Consider the following 15,211-nt stretch of genomic DNA (forward strand, 5'->3'; position numbering starts at 1 on the left):
CTGGGCAACGACGGAACTTCATGGCGGGTCCCTGCGAGAAGTCTGGCCGATTGTGCCGATTGTGGCGGCGCCATCCAACCCGGCAGAGGTCATGACAGGTGTCATGGGCGCGGGGTGGCAGGCGCCACTGCCGCCGCGCCGGGCCGCGGCCTAGGGTGGCGGCATGCCCACAGGAGTGGATGAAATGAACGTCGCCGACAGCTCCAGCCCCGCCGCCCGCCTGTCCGCCGTCACCCTGCGCTACGGCGCGGTGCAGGCGCTGGACGGGGTCGACATCGAACTTCCGCGCGCGCGCCTGACCGCGGTGCTCGGCCCCAATGGCGCCGGCAAGACCTCGGCAATTGGCCTGTTGCTGGGATTGCGGACGCCGGATTCGGGCACCATCGAGGTGTTTGGCGGTTCGCCGCGGGAGCGGGTGGTGCGCCAGCGGATCGGGGTGATGCTGCAGTCGGCCGGGATCCAGGAGGTGCTGAAGGTGCGCGAACTGCTCGAGCTGACCCGCAGCTACTACCCGGACCCGCGCAGCGTCGCCGACTGCGTGGCCGTGGCCGGCCTGGACGGACTGCTGGAGCGTCGCTACGGCGCATTGTCCGGGGGGCAACAGCGGCGGGTGCAGTTCGCGCTGGCGATCTGCGGGCGGCCGCACCTGTTGTTCCTCGACGAGCCGACCACCGGCCTGGACATCGAAGCGCGCCAGCGCCTGTGGCGGGCGATCCGCGATCTGGTCGCGGAGGGCTGTTCGATACTGCTGACCACGCACTATCTGGAGGAAGCCGAGGCCCTGGCCGACCGGGTGGTGGTGATCGACCGCGGCCGGGTGATCGCCGAGGGCGGCGTCGCCAGCATCCGTGCGCGGGTGGCGCAACGGCGGATCCGCTGCCTGAGCGCGCTGCCGGTGGAATCGGTCGCCGGATGGGCGTCGGTGAGCGCGGTGCGCCGCGTCGATGCGCACCTGGAGATCGTCGCCGATCAGGCCGAGCCGGTGGTGCGGCGGTTGCTGGAGGAGGACGCCGCGCTGTCCGAGCTGGAGGTGCGGCGCGCCGGATTGTCCGATGCCTTCCTCGCGCTCACCGCCGGCGATGGCGGCGCGGCGCTGGAGGAGGCGGCGTGATGGCTGCGATCACCCCGAGCCCGTCCGCGCCGGCACCGGTGCTGCGCGCCTGTCTGATGGAAGCGCGCTGCGAAGTGTTGCGGATCCTGCGCACGCCCTCGTTCGCGCTGCCGACCCTGTTGTTCCCGCCGCTGTTCTACGTGTTGTTCGGCATCGTGCTGGCCTCCAAGGGCGGCGCCCGCCCGGAGGTCGCGACCTATCTGTTGGCGACCTACGGGGTATTCGGGGTGATGGGCGTGGGCCTGTTCGGCTTCGGCGTCAACGTCGCGATCGACCGCCAGCGCGGCCTGCTCACCCTCAAGCGCGCGCTGCCGATGCCGGCCGGCGCCTACGTGTTCGCGAAGATGGCGGCGGCGATGCTGTTCGCGGCGATCTGCTCGCTGACCCTGGCACTGCTCGGGGCGACCCTCGGCCATGTCGAACTGACGCCGTTGCAGTGGCTGGGCCTGTTCGCCGTCGACGTGCTGGGCGTGCTGCCGTTCTGCGCGATCGGGCTGTATGTCGGGATGCGGGTCGGTGGCGACGGTGCGCCGGCGGTGGTCAACCTCATCTATCTGCCGATGGCCTTCCTGTCCGGACTGTGGGTGCCGCTGACGATGTTGCCGACGATCCTGGGCACGCTGGCGCCGGCGTGGCCGGCCTACCATCTGGCCCAGCTCGCGCTGAAGGTGGTCGGCCATGACGACGGGCGTGGCAGCCTGCTGCATCTCGCGGTGCTGCTGGGGTTCGCCGCGGTGGCCATGCTGCTGGCACGGCGCCGCCTGCGGACGTCCGCGTGATCGCGGCCTGGCCGTCGGTGGCATCATGAAGGCCGTCGCGGCAATCGCGCGCGGCGCTCGCCTGGGGGGAGTCCATCGATGAAAGGCCCGCCGTTGCCCCGCTGGTTGACGCCCGCGCCGGACTCGTTGGCCGAGCGCGAGGTGCAGGCGGGGCGTTCGCCGTGGACGCCGATGATCCACCTGGTGTGGTCGGTGTGGGTGTTCCTGACCCCGGCGATGTCCGGCGGTGCCTTCGGCTACACCCAGCGCTGGGCGCTGTTGACCCTGCTGTCGTATCCGCTGTTCCTGGTCCTGTACACCGTCACCGTGTTCGCGACTCCGCGCCGGGCCTACATCGCCGCGGCGGTGATGATCGTGGATTGCTTCGTGCTGATGCCCTGGTATCCGTCGGCGCTGAGCTACTTCGTGTTCGGCTGCGTGATGCTGGAGCCGCGCCGCGGGCGCTCGATGGCCCGCTACATGGCGTTGCTGGCCGGACTCAACGTGGTGCTGATCGCCTACGCGCTGCAGCTGGGGTATCCATGGCAGGCCCTGGTGTGGATGCCGACGGTCACGATGATCATCGGCGTGATGGTGATGTCCAACCGGGTCGACCGCGAGCACCAGGCCGGGCTGAAGCTGTCGCAGGACGAGGTGCGGCGGCTGGCGGCGCTGGCCGAGCGCGAGCGCATCGGCCGCGACCTGCACGACCTGCTCGGGCACACCTTGTCGATGGTGGCGCTCAAGTCCGATCTCGCCGGACGCCTGATCGAACGCGACACCGGCGCGGCGCGCGAGGAGATCGCCACCGTCAGCCGGATCGCGCGCGATGCCCTGTCGCAGGTGCGGCGCGCGGTCAGCGGCATCCGCGCGGCCGGCATCGCCGCCGAGCTGGCCTCGGCCAAGCTGTTGCTGGAAACCGACGGCGTCCGCTTCGACTACGCGCTGGCCGACACCTTCTCCGGCAACGCGTTGCCGCCGGCGGTGGAGAGCGCGCTGGCGCTGACCGTGCGCGAGGCGGCCACCAACATCCAGCGGCATGCGCGCGCCAGTCGCGCCGAGGTCGTGTTCGCGGTGGAGGACGGCGAGGCGGTGCTGCGCATCATCGACGACGGTCGCGGCGGCGCGATCGTGCCCGGCAACGGGCTGAGCGGGATGCGCGAACGCGTCGAGGGCGTCCGTGGCCGCCTGCGCGTCGACAGCGGGCGCGGCCGGGGCACCCGGGTCGAGGTGCGGGTACCGTTGGCGGCGAACGACGATCGCCTGCCGCCGGCCGGACCCGCGCGGTGACGCAGGAGCATTCTGCTAACGTGCCGCGCATGTACGACCGACACCGGTTTCTTCGATGATCCGCATCCTGCTGGCCGAGGATCAGGCGATGCTGCGCGGCGCGCTCGCCGCGCTGCTGGGCATGGAGGCCGACATCGAGGTGGTCGGCACGGCCGGCGACGGCGAGAGCGCCTGGCGCGAACTGCAACGCCTGCAACCCGACATCCTGGTGACCGACATCGAGATGCCGGGGCTGACCGGGCTGGAGCTGGCCCAGCGCGTGCAGCGGCACGAACTGGCGACCCGGGTGGTGATCGTCACCACCTTCGCCCGTGGCGGCTATCTGCGCCGCGCGCTGGATGCCGGCGTTACCGGCTACCTGCTCAAGGACGCGCCGGCCGAGCGGCTGGCCGAGGCCCTGCGCACGGTCCATGCCGGCGGTCGCGCGATCGATCCCGAGCTGGCGCTGGAGGCCTGGGGCGAGCACGATCCGCTCAACGAGCGCGAACGCCAGGTGCTGCGCTTGGCCGGCGAGGGCCTGTCGGCCGGCGACATCGCCGCGCGCCTGGGCCTGTCGCAGGGCACCGTGCGCAACTACCTGTCCGAGGCGATCGGCAAGCTCGGGGTCGGCAACCGCATCGAGGCCTACCGCCTGGCGCGCCAGAAGGGCTGGTTGTAGGGCGGGATGCGCGGAGGAGCGCTTGCGGATCGAACCCGGGCGCGGCCGTAGGAGCGGCGTGAGCCGCGATGAGGCTTTCGCGGGAAGACCCGGTCGCAGCTTACGCAGCTCCTACAGAAGCGGAGGCTTCCCATCCCTACACGGGAGCGGCGTGAGCCGCGATCGCGGGATCCCGGTCAGGCCGCTGCCGGCACCGGCGCCGGGGTTTCCGCCAGCAGGGTGTCGACCAGGGCGTCGACGCCGGCGTTGGCGGCGGCCACCGAGGCGGCCAGGCGCTCGCCGCCGAACTCCTGGTGCTCCACCGCGACGGCGTGGATATCGTCGATGCCGATGAAGCCCAGCGCGGTGCGCAGGTGCGGTTCGAGGTGGTTCATGTGCGCCAGCGGACCGCCTTCGTCCATGCCATGCCCGCCGCGCGAGGACAGCACGACCACACGGCGGGGCTTGTCGGTCAGCAGCGGCACGTAGGGGTCGTCGCCGCGCGAGGGGTCGAACAGCACGGTACGGCCGATCCGCACGATGCCGTCGATCCAGGCCTTGAGCGGCACTGGCATGCCGAAGTTGTACAGCGGCGCGCCGATCACCAGCAGGTCGCTGTCGATCAGCTCGTCGACCAGGGCGTTGCTTTCGGCCAGGCGCGCGACCATCTGCGCATCGCGCCGGTCGCGTGGGGTGAACTCGGCGCGGATCCAGTCGTGATCGACCGGCTGCGGCGGGGTCGCGCCGAGGTCGCGGTAGCGGACCGGATCGTCCGGGCGTGCCGCGCGCCAGCGGGTCACGAAACGGTGGCTCAGGGCGCGGCTGTGCGAGCCATGCGCGATCACGCCGTGGTGGCCGGGGCGGGCGCTGGCGTCCAGATGCAGCAGGCGGGTCATCGGGTCACCTCATCGGGTTAGTATGGTTGAAGGATTGAAGCGTTGATGCACACGCTATTGCCCGAATTAGATGGCGGCAAACGATCTTTTCTTTTCGCATGGATGAATTTAATTGACTCATGAGCCGTCGAATGCCCTCGCTGTCTTCGCTGCGCGCGTTCGAGTCCGCCGCCCGTCTGGGCAGCGCCAAGCGCGCCGCCGAGGAGTTGTCGGTGACGCCGGCGGCGATCAGCCATCAGGTCCGACAGCTCGAGGACGCGTTGGGACTGGCCTTGTTCGTGCGCCGTCCGCGCCGGCTGTTGATTACCCCGCCGGGCGCGGAACTGCAGCGTGCGCTGACCGGCGCGTTCGGCAACATCGCCGAGGCGGTCGAGCGGGTGCGCACGCCGCAACGCCGCAGTCTGACTCTCAGTGCGACGCCGGCGGTCGCCTCACGCTGGCTGGTGCCGCGGCTGCCGCAGCTGCGCGAGGCCTGCGCCGATCTCGACCTGCGCATCCACGTTTCCCACGAGCCGAGCGCGCTGGACGGGGTCGAGGCCGACGCCGCGATCCGCTACGGACATGGGCGCTGGCCCGGACTGGTGTCGCACAAGCTGTTCGACAACGTGTTCGCGCCGGTCTGCAGCCCGTTGCTGAAGCTGGACGATCCACGCGAACTGGTGCGGCACACCCTGCTGCATTTCGCGCCGCCGGGTTCGCGCAGCGCGCCGGCGGACTGGCGGGTGTGGCAGTCGCGGGCGCGGGTGCCCGGCCTGGACGCGGACGCGGGGCCGGTGTTCTCGGACGAGACCCACACCATTTCCGCCGCACTGGCCGGGCAGGGCGTGGCGCTGATGAGCCTGGCCCTGGTCGCCGACGAACTGCGCGCCGGCTCGCTGCTCAGTCCGTTCGGTCCGCAACTGGAGGCGGCGCCGTTCCATCTGGTGTACGCGCAGTCGCGGCAGGAGGACTGCTGGCTGGCGACCCTGCGCGACTGGATCCTCGGCCTGCCGTCGCTGCAATTGCCGCGCTGAGCGGATCGCGGCTTGCGCCGTTCCTGCGAAGGGAAGCCTCCTCTCCAGTAGGAGCTGCGTGAGCTGCGACCGGATCTTCCCGCGAAAGTCTCATCGCGGCTTACGCCGCCCCGGCAGGATGGCGCCCAGCCCCCTGAGTCAGGGGGCGATTCGTGCCGCAGGCACGAATGGGGGTGTGGAGGCGCAACGGCGGGGCCCAAGGTTTGCGAAGCAAACTTTGGGAGATATCCGCGCGCAGCCGGATATCGTTCCCCCTGGGTCAGGGGGCGATTCGTGCCGCAGGCACGAATGGGGGTGTGGAGGCGCAACGGCGGGGCCCAAGGTTTGCGAAGCAAACTTTGGGAGATATCCGCGCGCAGCCGGATATCGTTCCCCCTGAGTCAGGGGGCGATTCGTGCCGCAGGCACGAATGGGGGTGTGGAGGCGCAACGGCGGGGCCCAAGGTTTGCGAAGCAAACCTTGGGGATTCCCGGGCGCAGCCCGGGAGCCGCGGCGTGAGCCCGAGCCTTCAGCCCGGGTAGCGCGCCTTCAGCATCGCGTAGGCGCTGCGCAGGCCCAGCGCCTCGCCGCCGGCCGGGCGGCCCGGGCGCGCGGCATCGTTCCAGGCGTACACGTCCAGGTGCGCCCACGAGGTGCCGGCCGGTACGAAGCGCTCCAGGTACAACGCGGCGTTGACCGCGCCGGCCATCTTCGAACCGGAGTTGGCGATGTCGGCGATGTTGCTGGTCAGGTAGCGCAGGTAGGGGCGCCATAGCGGCATCCGCCACAGCGGGTCGCGATGGGTGTTGCCGGCGTCCAGCCAGGCCTGGGCGACGGCGTCGTCGTTGGCGAACAGTGCCGGCAGGTCCGGGCCCAGCGCGATGCGCGCGGCGCCGGTCAGGGTCGCGAAGTCGATGATCAGGTCGGGCGACAGTTCGCCGGCATGGGCCAGCGCATCGCACAGCACCACCCGCCCCTCGGCGTCGGTATTGTCGATCTCCACGCTGATGCCGGCGCGGGTCGCGATCACCTCGCCGGGGCGGAACGCGTCGGGACCGATGCTGTTCTCCACCGCCGCCACCAGCAGGCTCAGCCGCACCGGCAGTCCGCGCGCCATCACCAGCTCGGCCAGCGCGATCGCGTGCGCGGCGCCGCCCATGTCCTTCTTCATGTTGCGCATGCCGTCGGCCGGCTTGATGTCCAGGCCGCCGCTGTCGAAGCACACGCCCTTGCCGACCAGCACCAGTTGCGGGTGGCTTTCATCGCCCCAGTGCAGTGCGATCAGGCGCGGTGCGCGGTGGCTGGCGCGACCGACCGCGTGGATGGCCGGGAAGTTGCGCTCCAGCAGGGCATCGCCGGCGATCGCCTCGACCTGCGCGCCATGACGCGCGCCGATCTCGCGGGCGATCGCCTCCAGATGGTCGGGGCCCATGTCCTCGGTCGGGGTGTTGACCATGTCGCGCACCCGGGTGCAGGCGGCGAGCAGTCCGAAGGTCTCGTCGTCGGCGGTGGCCACCAGCAGTTGCGCGGGTGCCCGCAGCGGTGCCTTGTAGCGGGTGAAGCGGTAGCTGCCCAGGCCCCAGCCCAGCTCCAGCGCGGCGCGCTGCGCCGGGTCCAGCGAGGTGCTCAGCGACCAGTCGCGGGCCGGCAGCGCGAACGGCGCGTGGCCGTAGGCGGCGGGGTCGAGCAGGTCCTCGACCCCGAGCACCGCGCCGGCGATGTCGCCATCGGCGGCGGGCAGCACCAGGGCCGTGCCCGCCGAGCCATCGAAGCCCTGCGCGTCGGCCCACAGCTGCACCGGCGCCGGCTGGGCGCTGTGCCAGTCCGCGTAGCCGGCGCGGGTGACCACCTCCAGCGGCAGGGCGGCGGGGGCGTTGTGGGTGAAGCCGTCGGGCAGGTTCATGTGGGGCAGGACTCCGGGGGCGGCGCGGTGGCCGGCAGGGCGGGGGAACTCGTGGCCGGCAGGCTGGCATCGAGCCAGTCCGCCAGTGCGGTGAGGGTGGCGAATTCCAGGTCGGGGCGCGGCTCGGCGTGCGGCCACGGTGCGATGTCGCCGCGCTCGTCGGGCCGGTTGAGCCAACAACTGCGCAGGCCGGCGCGGTGCGCGCCGACCACGTCGAGGTCGGCATGGTCGCCGACGTGCAGGACCGCGGCCGGGGCCAGGCCCAGGCGCTCGCAGGCGGCGTGGAAGATGCTCGCCTCGGGCTTGGCGGCGCCGTGCTCGCGCGCGCCCAGCGAGAACGCGAAATGGTGGTCGATGCCGATCGTGGCCAGGTCGGCGTTGCCGTTGCTGACGGCCGCGACCGGCACCCGCGCCGCCAGCCGCGCCAGCGCGGCCTCGGCATCGGCGTAGAACTCGACCCGGTTGCGCTCGGCGTAGAACACCTCGAACGCGGTGTCGGCATGCGCCGGGTCGTCGCCGCTGAGTTCCATCGCCCGTTGCAGGCTCAGCCGCCGCAGCTGGCTGAAGTCGTGGGCGAGGTCGCGGCGCTCGGCGAACACCTGCTCGCGCAGTGCGCGCATCCGCAGGACCGGGAAGCGCTCGGCGGTGCGCGGGCAGTGCCGGCGCAGCCAGTCGTCGAGCACACGCTCGATGCGGGCACCGATCGGCGCGAACGGCCACAGGGTGTCGTCGAGGTCGAGGGTGATCGCGCTGACGCGGAAGGACATGGCGGCCATTCTAACGCGGCCGGCGTTTCGCGCCGGGCTCATTCCAGCAGTCGCGCCCAGCCGTCCAGGCCCTCGATGCGCTCCAGCACCAGCTTCACGCAGACCAGGATCGGCACCGCCAGCAGCAGTCCGACGATGCCCCACATCCAGCCGGCGACCATCAGGCCGAGGATCAGCACCAGCGGCGACAGCCGCATCCGCTGGCCGAGCACGATCGGGGTGATGATCTGGCCTTCCAGGGTGTGGATCAGCAGGTACAGCCCGGCCGGCAGCAGCGATTTCCACAGCTCGTCGAAGGCGACGAAGCCCATCAGCAGCATCACCAGGATGCCGATCAGCGGGCCCACGTAGGGCGCGAAGTTCAGCAGCGCCGCCATCGTGCCCCATAGCAGCGCCTCGCTCAGCGGCACTCCGATCGCGTACAGCGTCCCGGCCAGGACCAGGCCGAGCAGGGCGTTGATCACGCTGATCGTCAGCACGTAGCGGGAGATCTCCAGCTCGATCGAGTGCAGGATCTCCACCGTGACCTTCTTCTGCTGGCGCCCGGGCAGCAGCGCGAGCGCGTTGCGCACCAGGTTGTCGCCGTAGACCATGAAGAAGAAGGTCAGCAGCACCACCGCCAGCACCGAGGCGAGCATCTTCGGGGTCGCGGTCAGCGAGCGGTAGGGGTCGTTGACCTCGGTGCGCACGACCTCGCGGCGCCGGCCCTGCTCGCCGCCGGCCGCCATCGCGATGTTCTCGGCGACCTCGCTGGCGTCCGTCACCGGCTTGGACCATTCGCGCAGCTTCGGCGCCAGCTGGCGCATCTCGCGCGGCACCTCGCGCATCCACTCTCCGGCCGGCTCGGCCAGTTGCACCGCCAGCAGCCCGGTGCCGGCCAGGCCGACGCCGAGCACCAGCAGCGCGGCGACGAAGCGCGGAATCCACAGCCGGCGCAGGGTGCGGATGATCGGGTTGCCGACCAGGGCGAAGAACATCGCCAGCAGGATCGGCAGGATCAGGCCTTGCGCCGCCCACAGGGTGAAGGCGATCGCCAGGGTCGCCAGCACCACCAGCGCCGAGGAGGCGCGCGGACGCGGCGACGCGGCCGGTGCCGCGCCGTTGTCGCCGTTGTCGGCGGCGCTCACGCCGTCGGCTCGCGCTGCGCCGGCGTCCGGGATGCCTGGGAGCGGGGCGCCTCCGTGGCGCCCTCGTCGGGGGGGGAGGCTGCCGACTCGCGCGCGGCCTCGGCGGCCTCGCCGGCCGCGGCGCTGGCGAACACGCTCGACAGCATCGAGACCATCCGCATCAGGTCGCCGCTCTGGGCGGCGTAGCGCATCGGCTCGGCGCGGCCGGCGACGAAGCCGGCGACCAGTCCGGTGATCACGATGCGTCCGGGCGTCCACGCCGAGCGCCAGGTGCGCTTCAACGAGGCGGCGGCGCCGTGCACGCGGTCGATGCGGGCATCGAGCAGGCGCTCGCGGCGCGCGACCCGGCGTTGCAGTGCCTGGAAGTTCATGCGCGCGGCTCCTCGTCGCGGTCGCGGGCGCCAGCGGTGTCCTCGTCGGCCTCGTCGTCGCCCAGTCCGACCCGGCGCAGCTGGCGGCGGGTCGCGTCCAGACCGGTATGGCGCAGGTAGCGCACCGCCATCCACGCGCCCAGCGCGGTCACCGCGATGCAGGTGACCGCGGTGATCGACAACGCGCCCAGCCAGGACATGCCCAGCGTCTGCAGCAGCGCGATCAGCGCGGCCATCGTCAACAGACAGGCGGCGACGCCGAACGCCACCGTCACCCCCATCCAGATCAGCGCCTGACCGAGCGCGGCCCGGGCCAGCGCGAGGTCGGCCAGCAACAGTCCGCGCAATGCGCGCCCGGCATCGGCGGCGGCGCCCAGGCCCTCGCGTCCGGCCCCGCCGATGTCGCGCAGGGCCTGCTCCAGACTGGCCTTGCCGGCCGCGGCGCGGGCGTCGTCGTCGCGCCCGGGGGCCGGGCCGCCGTCGCCGTCGTCGGGCTGCGACCTTGGGGTCTCCTCGCTCACCCGCGACTTACTTGTTGCCGTTGTTGCTGCTGGCGAGCTTGGCGAGGATGAAGCCGGCCGCGAAGGCGACTCCGAACGAGGCCAGCGGGCGCTCGCGGACCAGCTCGGCGGCGCTGTCGATCAGGTCGCGGCTCTTGTCCATCAGTGCGTCCATCTGCTCGCGTGCGGCGCCGCCGGCTTCCTCGGCGGCGGCCAGCCCGGCCAGGGCGCTGTCGGCCAGGTCGGCCTTGACGTTGGCGCGGCCGAGCTTGAGCTCGTCGCCGGCGGCGCCGGCGGCGTTGCGTACCGCCTCGCGGGTGTCCTGTGCGGCCTGCTTGACGTGGCTGCCGGCGTCGCCGAGGTGGCTCTTCATCGATTCTGTCGAGGTGGGGCTCATCGCAATTCCTTGTGGTCTCGGTGGGGAAGTGGCGTGTCGCCGGCAGGGCGCCGCCGTTCAGCGCATCAGCGCGTTGTAGGGGCGGCCGCCACGGACGACGCGGAGTACCAACTGTGCCGGAGAGCGCGTGAAGCTGGCGCGGAAGCCGGGCAGGTCGTCGAAGCGGCCGCTGTTGGCGGCGACCACCACGTCGCCCGCGCGCAGGCCGCTGCCGGCCGCGCGGCTGCCGTTGGCGACCGACTCGACCAGCACGCCGTTGGCGCCGGCCTGGCGCAGGCGCTCGGGCAGCTCGGCGAACACGGCGCCGTCCAGGCGCTCGTCCAGATCGACGCCGGCCAGGGTGCGCGGTTGCTCGCGCAGTTCCACCTGCAACGTCATCGGTTCGCCGTCGCGGCGGATGTCCAGCGCGACCCGCGAACCGACCCGCTGCAGGCCCTCGAAGTTGCGCAAGGCGTCCGGGCCGTCGATGCGCTGGTCGTCGGCGGCGACGATCACGTCGCCCAGCTCGACCCCGGCGGCGGCCGCGGCCGAACCGCTGTAGACCCGGTTGACCAGCGCGCCGCGGGCGTCGTCCAGGCCCAGGCCCTGGGCGAGCTGGCGGGTGACCGGCTGGGTCTCGACCCCGAACGCGCCGCGGATCACCACGCCGTCGTTGGCGATCAGCTGGTCCATGATGTTGCGCGCCAGCCCGGTCGGGATCGCGAAGCTCAGGCCGATGTTGCCGGCCATGCTGCCGCGCGGGTTGAAGCTGGCGGTATTGATGCCGACCAGTTCGCCGTTGAGGTTGACCAGGGCGCCGCCGGAGTTGCCCGGGTTGATCGAGGCGTCGGTCTGGATGAAGTTCTGGAAGCCCAATCCGCGCAGGCCCGAGCGGCCGACCGCGGAGACGATGCCCGAGGTCACCGTCTGGCCGATCCCGAACGGGTTGCCGACCGCGACCACGAAGTCGCCGACCCGCAGGGTGTCGGCGCTGACCAGCGGCAGCGCGGCGAGGCCGTCGGCCTTGACCTGCATCACCGCGATGTCGGTGTCCGGATCGGAGCCGACGAAGTTCGCCGACAGGGTGCGGCCGTCGGCCAGGGTCACCGACACCTCGTCGGCGCCCTCGATGACGTGGTGATTGGTCAGGATGTAGCCGTTGCCGGCATCGACGATCACCCCCGAGCCCAGCGATTCGTTGATCCGCTCCTGGGTCAGCTCGGGGAACATCCGCCGGAACATCGGGTCGTTGCCGAACGGGCTGACCCGCACCCGCTGCTTGGTGTGCACGCTGACCACCGCCGGGGTGACCCGGGCCAGCATCGGCGCCAGCGACGGCAACGGCTGGCCGTTGACCGCCGTGGGCAGCGCGCCGACCGTGGCCGGCGCCAGCGCGGCGGTGTCGGTCGCGGCAGGCGCGGCCCGGGCCGGTGCCTGGGTCGCTTCACGGATCGCGGTCGCGGCGAAGCCGCCGAAGGCGGCGGCCAGGGTCAGGGCGACGAGCAGTCGCTTCGGTGTCTTGGTCGCGTTCTGCATGGTGTGAGAATGGTCGGCGGTGGGCTTGTTCAGGTTCAGTCTCCTGCATCCGCGCTAAATCGTCGATGAAACCGGTCGATGAAACCGGTCGACGGAACCCGCCGGGCAAGCCGGTCGGCATCGGCGGCGCGATCGCTTCGGTCGTCGCGGTGCGGGCAAATTCTGACCGACGGCGCGGTTGCGCGCATGTGGCGCGACCGCGATCACGGGCGATGCAGGGTGACGAGCGCAAACTGCGTGACCGACATCAAAAAACCGTTGACAGGCTCCGGGGCCACGCGTAGCTTGGGACCCCGCCGGACGACACAACATGTAGTGGTTGTGATCGTCATGTGAACCCAAGGGTTGTGAACACGCCCGTTCGTGTTCGACTTGGAACGACTCGGTGCCCAGGCGGTGTCTCAAGGGGGCATGCAGTGGCGCAGACACGGCGATTTGGCCCAGGACAACACGGAATTTCCGCGGCGCGTTGAGTGCTGCCGCGGGCATGCGCGTCGGCGGCGGCCGCCGCGCAGGGTGCCAGGGACGGTTGTGCGCAGTCACCACAATCAGATTCGAATGACGCGGCCCGGCTCACCATCGGGCCCGAACGAGGAGACAGGAACAGCATGAGTACGGTGCGCCTCGAGGCAGTGAAACCGGCGGCAAGAGACATCCAGCTGCAGCCGGCATCCCTGGACATCTGGGACAAGAAATACCGGTTGAAGACCAAGACCGGCGAGGCGGTGGACGAGGACATCGACGCGACCTACAAGCGTGTCGCCAAGGCGCTGGCCGAGGCCGAGCCCGGCAGCGAGAAGCAGCAGTACTGGTACGAGCGCTTCGTGTGGGCGCTGCGCCGCGGGGCGATCCCGGCCGGCCGCATCACCTCCAATGCCGGCGCGCTGGCGCACAAGCCGGCCACCAGCACCATCAACTGCACCGTCTCCGGCACCATCGAGGACTCGATGGACGGCATCCTGCAGAAGGTCCACGAGGCCGGCCTGACCCTGAAGGCCGGCTGCGGCATCGGCTACGAGTTCAGTACCCTGCGCCCGCGCGGCGCCTTCGTCGCCGGCGCCGGCGCCTACACCTCCGGGCCGATGTCCTTCATGGATATCTACGACAAGATGTGCTTCACCGTGTCCTCGGCCGGTGGCCGTCGCGGCGCGCAGATGGGCACCTTCGACGTGTCCCATCCGGACGTGAAGGACTTCATCCGCGCCAAGCGCGAGGACGGCCGCCTGCGCCAGTTCAACCTGTCGCTGCTGATCACCGACGGCTTCATGCAGGCGGTCGAGGACGACGCCGACTGGCCGCTGGTGTTCCCGTTGAACACCAAGGAAAAGACCGACCTCGACCTGGACAACCCCGAGCAGGTGGTCTGGCGCGACTGGCCGACCCACCGCAACTACATCGTCCGCGACGACGGCCTGGTCGCCTGCAAGATCTACGGCCACATCCGCGCGCGGCACCTGTGGGACATGATCATGGTCTCGACGTACGACTACGCCGAGCCGGGCTTCATCCTGATCGACCGCGTCAACGAGATGAACAACAACTGGTGGTGCGAGAACATCCGCGCGACCAACCCCTGCGGCGAGCAGCCGCTGCCGCCCTACGGCGCCTGCCTGCTGGGCTCGGTCAACCTGACCAAGTTCGTCCGCAACCCGTTCACCGACAAGGCCGAGTTCGACTGGGACGAGTACAAGGAGGTCGTCCGCGTCTTCACCCGCATGCTCGACAACGTGGTCGAGATCAACGGCTTGCCGCTGCAGCAGCAGCGCGACGAGATCATGCGCAAGCGCCGCCACGGCATGGGCTTCCTCGGCCTGGGCAGCACCCTGACCATGCTGCGGATGAAGTACGGCGAGGCCGACTCCTGCGAGTTCACCGAGCGCATCGCCAAGGAGATGGCGATCGCCGGCTGGGAGATGGGTCTGGAGCTGGCCCGCGAGAAGGGCCCGGCGCCGATCATGGAGGAGCGCTTCGAGGTCACCGCTGAGATGCTGCGCAAGCGTCCGGAGATGAAGAAGGACGGCTGGAAGGTCGGCCAGGAGATCCCGGGCAAGGTCCTGCACGCGCGCTACAGCCGCTACATGCAGCGCGTGGCCGAGGCCGCTCCGCAACTGGTCGACGAGCTGGCCGATGTCGGCAGCCGCTTCACCCACCACAGCTCGATCGCGCCGACCGGCACGATCTCGCTGTCGCTGGCCAACAACGCCTCCAACGGCATCGAGCCCAGCTTCGCCCATCACTACAGCCGCAACGTGATCCGCGAGGGCAAGAAGTCGAAGGAGAAGGTCGACGTGTTCTCCTTCGAACTGCTGGCCTACCGCGAGCTGGTCAACCCCAAGGCGATGCCGTTCAGCGACGACGCCGCGGCCAAGTTGCCGGAGTACTTCATCGCCGCCGACGACATCACCCCGAAGGCGCATGTCGACGTCCAGGCCGCCGCCCAGAAGTGGGTCGACAGCTCGATCTCCAAGACCGCGAACGTCCCGACCGACTATCCGTACGAGGACTTCAAGGACATCTACACCTACGCCCACAAGCAGGGGCTGAAGGGCTGCACCACCTTCCGCTTCAACCCCGCCGCCTTCCAGGGCGTGCTGGTCAAGGAGGCCGACCTGGAGAACACCACCTACCGCTTCGAGCTGGAGGACGGTCAGGTGGTCGAGGTCAAGGGCAACGAGCAGATCGAGTACGACGGCGAGATGCACACCGCCGCCAACCTGTTCGACGCCCTCAAGGAAGGCTATTACGGCAAGTTCTGACCGGGTCCGCGGTCGCGGTCGGGGAGCGTCCCGGCCGTGTCCCGGCACGCGGTCGGCGGCGGGGGCGGCCGGATCGTCCCGGGGTGGCGGAACGGCGGTCGCCACCCGGCTCCAGAGGCCTTGCCCGCCCCGCATGCAGGCATCTTGATTGCGCGCACGGCAGGTATAGCATCGCCATTGGAGCACCGCTC

General features: G+C 70.7%; 14 protein-coding genes. 6 read left to right on the plus strand and 8 right to left on the minus strand.

Annotated features, from left to right (window positions below):
- The first annotated feature begins 184 nt into the window (after positions 1 to 184).
- The 4 genes from C9I47_RS02890 to C9I47_RS02905 all read left to right on the plus strand — a co-directional run bounded on the left by C9I47_RS02890 (position 185) and on the right by C9I47_RS02905 (position 3,817).
- Positions 185 to 1,111 carry an ABC transporter ATP-binding protein gene (locus C9I47_RS02890; RefSeq protein ID WP_111265404.1) on the plus strand — a complete coding sequence of 309 codons (927 nt, stop codon included), beginning with the start codon at positions 185 to 187 and terminating at the stop codon, positions 1,109 to 1,111.
- Entirely contained in the window at positions 1,111 to 1,890 is a 780-nt protein-coding gene (locus C9I47_RS02895; protein ID WP_111265405.1) for an ABC transporter permease, read from the plus strand. The genes C9I47_RS02890 and C9I47_RS02895 overlap by 1 nt, the downstream gene beginning before the upstream one ends.
- 78 nt (positions 1,891 to 1,968) lie before the next feature.
- Positions 1,969 to 3,159: a sensor histidine kinase gene (locus C9I47_RS02900; protein ID WP_111265406.1), complete on the plus strand. Its 1,191-nt coding sequence runs from the start codon at positions 1,969 to 1,971 to the stop codon at positions 3,157 to 3,159.
- A 55-nt stretch (positions 3,160 to 3,214) separates the two neighbouring features.
- Positions 3,215 to 3,817: a response regulator transcription factor gene (locus C9I47_RS02905; protein ID WP_111265407.1), complete on the plus strand. Its 603-nt coding sequence runs from the start codon at positions 3,215 to 3,217 to the stop codon at positions 3,815 to 3,817.
- Positions 3,818 to 3,993: 176 nt separating this feature from the next.
- Here the strand turns inward: C9I47_RS02905 and C9I47_RS02910 are convergent, their stop codons facing one another.
- A complete protein-coding gene (locus C9I47_RS02910) occupies positions 3,994 to 4,692 on the minus strand; it encodes an FMN-dependent NADH-azoreductase (RefSeq protein ID WP_111265408.1) in 699 nt (232 codons plus the stop codon).
- A 131-nt stretch (positions 4,693 to 4,823) separates the two neighbouring features.
- Here C9I47_RS02910 and C9I47_RS02915 point away from each other — a divergent pair, with 131 nt between their 5' ends.
- Positions 4,824 to 5,705 carry a LysR substrate-binding domain-containing protein gene (locus C9I47_RS02915; protein ID WP_223250256.1) on the plus strand — a complete coding sequence of 294 codons (882 nt, stop codon included), beginning with the start codon at positions 4,824 to 4,826 and terminating at the stop codon, positions 5,703 to 5,705.
- A 508-nt stretch (positions 5,706 to 6,213) separates the two neighbouring features.
- Here the strand turns inward: C9I47_RS02915 and C9I47_RS02920 are convergent.
- From C9I47_RS02920 to C9I47_RS02950, 7 genes are read right to left on the minus strand one after another with little or no spacing between them, the layout of a single operon-like run.
- Positions 6,214 to 7,587: a leucyl aminopeptidase family protein gene (locus tag C9I47_RS02920; protein ID WP_111265410.1), complete on the minus strand. Its 1,374-nt coding sequence runs from the start codon at positions 7,585 to 7,587 to the stop codon at positions 6,214 to 6,216.
- Positions 7,584 to 8,354, minus strand: a complete 771-nt coding sequence (locus C9I47_RS02925) for an HAD family hydrolase (RefSeq protein WP_111267925.1) — start codon at positions 8,352 to 8,354, stop codon at positions 7,584 to 7,586. Before C9I47_RS02925 ends, C9I47_RS02920 begins: the two co-directional genes overlap by 4 nt.
- A gap of 38 nt (positions 8,355 to 8,392) precedes the next feature.
- Positions 8,393 to 9,481, minus strand: coding sequence for an AI-2E family transporter (locus C9I47_RS02930; protein WP_111265411.1), 1,089 nt, complete (start codon positions 9,479 to 9,481; stop codon positions 8,393 to 8,395).
- Complete coding sequence (locus tag C9I47_RS02935; RefSeq protein WP_111265412.1) at positions 9,478 to 9,852, minus strand: hypothetical protein; 375 nt, start codon at positions 9,850 to 9,852, stop codon at positions 9,478 to 9,480. Before C9I47_RS02935 ends, C9I47_RS02930 begins: the two co-directional genes overlap by 4 nt.
- Positions 9,849 to 10,373 (minus strand): phage holin family protein, encoded by a 525-nt coding sequence (locus C9I47_RS02940; protein ID WP_223250257.1) that lies wholly within the window; start codon positions 10,371 to 10,373, stop codon positions 9,849 to 9,851. The genes C9I47_RS02935 and C9I47_RS02940 overlap by 4 nt, the downstream gene beginning before the upstream one ends.
- 7 nt (positions 10,374 to 10,380) lie before the next feature.
- Complete coding sequence (locus tag C9I47_RS02945) at positions 10,381 to 10,749, minus strand: hypothetical protein (RefSeq protein ID WP_111265413.1); 369 nt, start codon at positions 10,747 to 10,749, stop codon at positions 10,381 to 10,383.
- Between the two features lie 57 nt (positions 10,750 to 10,806).
- Positions 10,807 to 12,264 (minus strand): trypsin-like peptidase domain-containing protein, encoded by a 1,458-nt coding sequence (locus C9I47_RS02950; protein WP_111265414.1) that lies wholly within the window; start codon positions 12,262 to 12,264, stop codon positions 10,807 to 10,809.
- Positions 12,265 to 12,872: 608 nt separating this feature from the next.
- Here C9I47_RS02950 and C9I47_RS02955 point away from each other — a divergent pair.
- On the plus strand, positions 12,873 to 15,020 hold the full coding sequence (locus tag C9I47_RS02955) for an adenosylcobalamin-dependent ribonucleoside-diphosphate reductase (protein ID WP_111265415.1): 2,148 nt from the start codon (positions 12,873 to 12,875) through the stop codon (positions 15,018 to 15,020).
- The last annotated feature ends 191 nt before the right edge of the window (positions 15,021 to 15,211 follow it).

The sequence above is a fragment of the Marilutibacter maris genome (assembly GCF_003233695.1).
Lineage (GTDB): Bacteria > Pseudomonadota > Gammaproteobacteria > Xanthomonadales > Xanthomonadaceae > Marilutibacter > Marilutibacter maris.